This is a genomic window from Agaribacter flavus (assembly GCF_042646125.1).
Classification (GTDB): domain Bacteria; phylum Pseudomonadota; class Gammaproteobacteria; order Enterobacterales; family Alteromonadaceae; genus Glaciecola; species Glaciecola flavus.
This window is the reverse complement of record NZ_JBHRSW010000025.1, coordinates 1-2,944: the sequence shown is the minus strand read 5'-3', so window position 1 is coordinate 2,944 and position 2,944 is coordinate 1. Positions and strand designations below refer to the sequence as shown.

At 41.8% G+C, this 2,944-nt stretch carries 5 protein-coding genes and 1 pseudogene; all 6 read left to right on the top strand.

Annotated features, from left to right (window positions below; all coding sequences use genetic code 11):
• The first annotated feature begins 159 nt into the window (after window positions 1–159).
• On the top strand, window positions 160–387 hold the full coding sequence (locus ACFOHL_RS12945; protein WP_376920657.1) for a hypothetical protein: 228 nt from the start codon (window positions 160–162) through the stop codon (window positions 385–387).
• Window positions 380–724 carry a type II toxin-antitoxin system RelE/ParE family toxin gene (locus ACFOHL_RS12940; RefSeq protein ID WP_376920656.1) on the top strand — a complete coding sequence of 115 codons (345 nt, stop codon included), beginning with the start codon at window positions 380–382 and terminating at the stop codon, window positions 722–724. Before ACFOHL_RS12945 ends, ACFOHL_RS12940 begins: the two co-directional genes overlap by 8 nt.
• A gap of 107 nt (window positions 725–831) precedes the next feature.
• Complete coding sequence (locus ACFOHL_RS12935; RefSeq protein ID WP_376920655.1) at window positions 832–960, top strand: hypothetical protein; 129 nt, start codon at window positions 832–834, stop codon at window positions 958–960.
• A 145-nt stretch (window positions 961–1,105) separates the two neighbouring features.
• Window positions 1,106–1,663 (top strand): hypothetical protein, encoded by a 558-nt coding sequence (locus tag ACFOHL_RS12930; protein ID WP_449189030.1) that lies wholly within the window; start codon window positions 1,106–1,108, stop codon window positions 1,661–1,663.
• Window positions 1,660–2,082 (top strand): hypothetical protein, encoded by a 423-nt coding sequence (locus ACFOHL_RS12925; RefSeq protein WP_376920654.1) that lies wholly within the window; start codon window positions 1,660–1,662, stop codon window positions 2,080–2,082. The genes ACFOHL_RS12930 and ACFOHL_RS12925 overlap by 4 nt, the downstream gene beginning before the upstream one ends.
• 679 nt (window positions 2,083–2,761) lie before the next feature.
• Window positions 2,762–2,872, top strand: a pseudogene (locus tag ACFOHL_RS12920) (IS66 family transposase); the annotation flags it as partial.
• Window positions 2,873–2,944 lie beyond the last annotated feature (72 nt).

Genomic DNA, 2,944 nt, shown 5'->3' with positions numbered 1-2,944 from the left:
AATGGCCAGCCTATTTTCATATCTTGACTACATTTACTCCGTAATTACCCGCTGTTTTTGAATCTGAAACGCATCAAAAAAGCCTTAAAGTCAGCTGTCACAGAGGGTAGTAAGTAGTGTTAATCCATCTTATACTCTACCAACAGGAAACGTCGCAATATGTTATTAACAGTAAGAGGTGTGCTGATGCCAAATGCAATCGACTATCGCCAACAAATCGTTGAAGAGCTTCGCCTCGTGCCGGATGAAAAACTGGCCGACCTAGCGAAAATCGTGCATGTGTTTACCGAAGACTCGCCCGAAGCAAGACTCGCGCGTGCGTGTGAGCAAGCCCGCAACAATGACGTAGAATCACTGGACACATTATTAGGCAGTTTAGATGACTGAGCGCACGATTGATGTCACCCGTCAATTTAGCGCATCGGTCAAAAAACTCGCCAAAAAATACCGCCGCATTAAGCACGACCTCACTGAATTAAAAACCGCATTAGAAGCTGGCGACACGCCCGGCGATAAGCTTAGCAATGTCGGCTGTGATGCCTACAAAGTCCGCATCAAAAACAGTGATAATCAAAAAGGCAAAAGCGGCGGTTATCGCGTCTTGTATTACTTAAAAACGCAAGATAATGTGGTCTTGCTGGACATCTATTCTAAGAGCGAACACGACAGCTTGAGCGATAATCTCATTCGTCAAATCGTGCATCAATATCTAGGCGCAGAATGAGGGCTACTTCGCGTACTGGGAATAAAAAAATCGTATATTGACCGGATCAGCCACATGGCTGTTTCGGGATTATTACACTCTAGTCAAATCAGACTGGAGTACACCAAATGAAAAATAAAACCTGCAAGCGCCTAGTTCAAATTATCGTCATACTCATCTTGCTATTGATGTTGACATCAGATTCTCAAGTGGCAAATAAATCACTGGAAAACGACTTCAAAATAACTGACACTTAAGAAAGTGAAATTGTGGCTGTAAAAGTTGCGTCTGGAAAGTTGGCTCTTTAAGCAAAATTGGTGTCGGTGAATAATGCGTTTAGATGACTAGACGTACGTAGAGGGTCGGTTTTACTCAAATGATCCGGTGGGCGTTCTAGAACAAATGCAGCGCGGTAATAGCGTTACTCACGGATTCAATCGCTACGCTTACGTCAATAATAATCCGTACAAGTATACCGACCCTGACGGCGAGTTTTTTAACGTTGCACTTGGTGGTTTCGGTGCTGTGGTTGGAGCGATAGGAGGTGGAATTTCAGCAGCGTTAGCTGGTGAAGATATAGTTCAAGGAGCGCTCATAGGTGGTGGTACTGGCGCATTGGCTGGTTTAACTATGGGGACATCTTTAGTAGCCACAGTTGCTACTGGCGCTGTCGTCGCTGCTGGTTCGGACATTGCTTCACAAACCATTGATAATTTTGATGCTGATAGTGTAGATATGAGCTCAGTTGGTGACGCGTTAGAAAGCGGAGCATCGGAATTAGTTGACGCGGTAAGTGATGTCAATTTAGAACAAACTGGAATGAAAACACTTATTGGCGCTGCGACTGGCGGGCTAAGTAAACTATCCTCGACAATGAAGATTGATGAACAAGCAACTACGGTCATAGCTGAAGGTGCAAATATAACTGGTGGGTTGATGTGTCAGGATGCCTGTAAGTGAAAAAACAAGCTTCAACAATTTATTTGAAAACTAACTTTTTCCTGAATATATTAAAGTTGTTATTTACTTTTATAATGTTTGTCATTCTAGGAGTAATCGCAAAAGTGTTTCCTTATTATCATTTAGAAACAGTCGTTTTGGCATTAATTATTGGCACAACAGTTTGGTTCTACAGGCTCAGGTACAAGGGTAAACTTGAATACAGAGGTGCCGTGATATACGCTTTAATGAGGATCAATGTATTCAATCATAAGGTTATCCGAGTCTCTGTAAATCAAGGAACTAACAATTTTGATTTCAAATACAATGGCAAATCAGATTCAATAGAATTTGAAGATAATCAATTAGCATTCAAAATCAAAGTATCAGCTGATTTCAAGAAAAAACGCACATGTACGGTACAACTACTAGATAGGTAGACTTAAAAATATGCAAGTAAAAACATGGCAAGCCCACCGCGCTGAGATGCAACGAGAAGATCGCCGAGAATGGCTGCAAGTAGTGGCGATTTCGTTGGTGGTGATTGTAGCGGGCGCACTTCTGGCGTATCTGGTGCAGTGATGATTCTGGCAACGGAATGTCAGCCAGTTTGGTGATGATGGAAAGCGGGAGTTGGTGATATCGGTTCCCGCTTTTTTGCTGTTTTTATTGTCACACATAACGCAAGATTCTCTTGCTAATGAAAGGCTTGCCAGCACTGGGCTGGCGGAGAATATGACTGTAGTTCAGACGATAAAATAGAGAATCTCATTGTGTGCAAAGGCCCTGTTGGTTTGGGCTAGCGCGTAATCTCTGAAAATTGAGTTTGTTTAGGCTTTATCTTTTTTAATTAATTGCTAATGCGTGTGGCTGACCCAGTGCGATGCTGGGCAAGTAGGATGAGTCGTTTTATTGAAAATAGGTTGTAAAAAATCAATTATGTTGTTGATGTTTCGTCTTTTTTGTTTTTTATCCGCCTATTTTTATTATTTAGTTGCTTGTGTTTTTTTAGCCGCTTGTAGCGTAAAGTCAGCTGTCAGATACTCGTACACTAACTTTAAAAATCTTCATGTCGATATGTTAAAAACTAATTCGCCTTATTGATATAACTCTGAATATTCTAAGCTGGGCAATGCCATTCAATATTGCCTGAACCAGTGGGACAAGCTTCAACGCTACATACCGGATGGGCAACTGAGCATAGACAATAACCTTGCAGAACTCGCGATCCATCTCTAAGATCAGTAGACTATTACGAAGAGCGACTGCAAACTGAGATATCTCTCGTTGGTAAGGAAACCA

What these genes read in the sequence shown, in the direction of transcription:
- ACFOHL_RS12935 (WP_376920655.1), top strand. Translation starts at nt 832, where the DNA reads ATGAAAAATAAAACCTGCAAGCGCCTAGTTCAAATTATCGTCATACTC.
- ACFOHL_RS12940 (WP_376920656.1), top strand. Translation starts at nt 380, where the DNA reads ATGACTGAGCGCACGATTGATGTCACCCGTCAATTTAGCGCATCGGTC.
- ACFOHL_RS12945 (WP_376920657.1), top strand. Translation starts at nt 160, where the DNA reads ATGTTATTAACAGTAAGAGGTGTGCTGATGCCAAATGCAATCGACTAT.
- ACFOHL_RS12930 (WP_449189030.1), top strand. Translation starts at nt 1,106, where the DNA reads ATGCAGCGCGGTAATAGCGTTACTCACGGATTCAATCGCTACGCTTAC.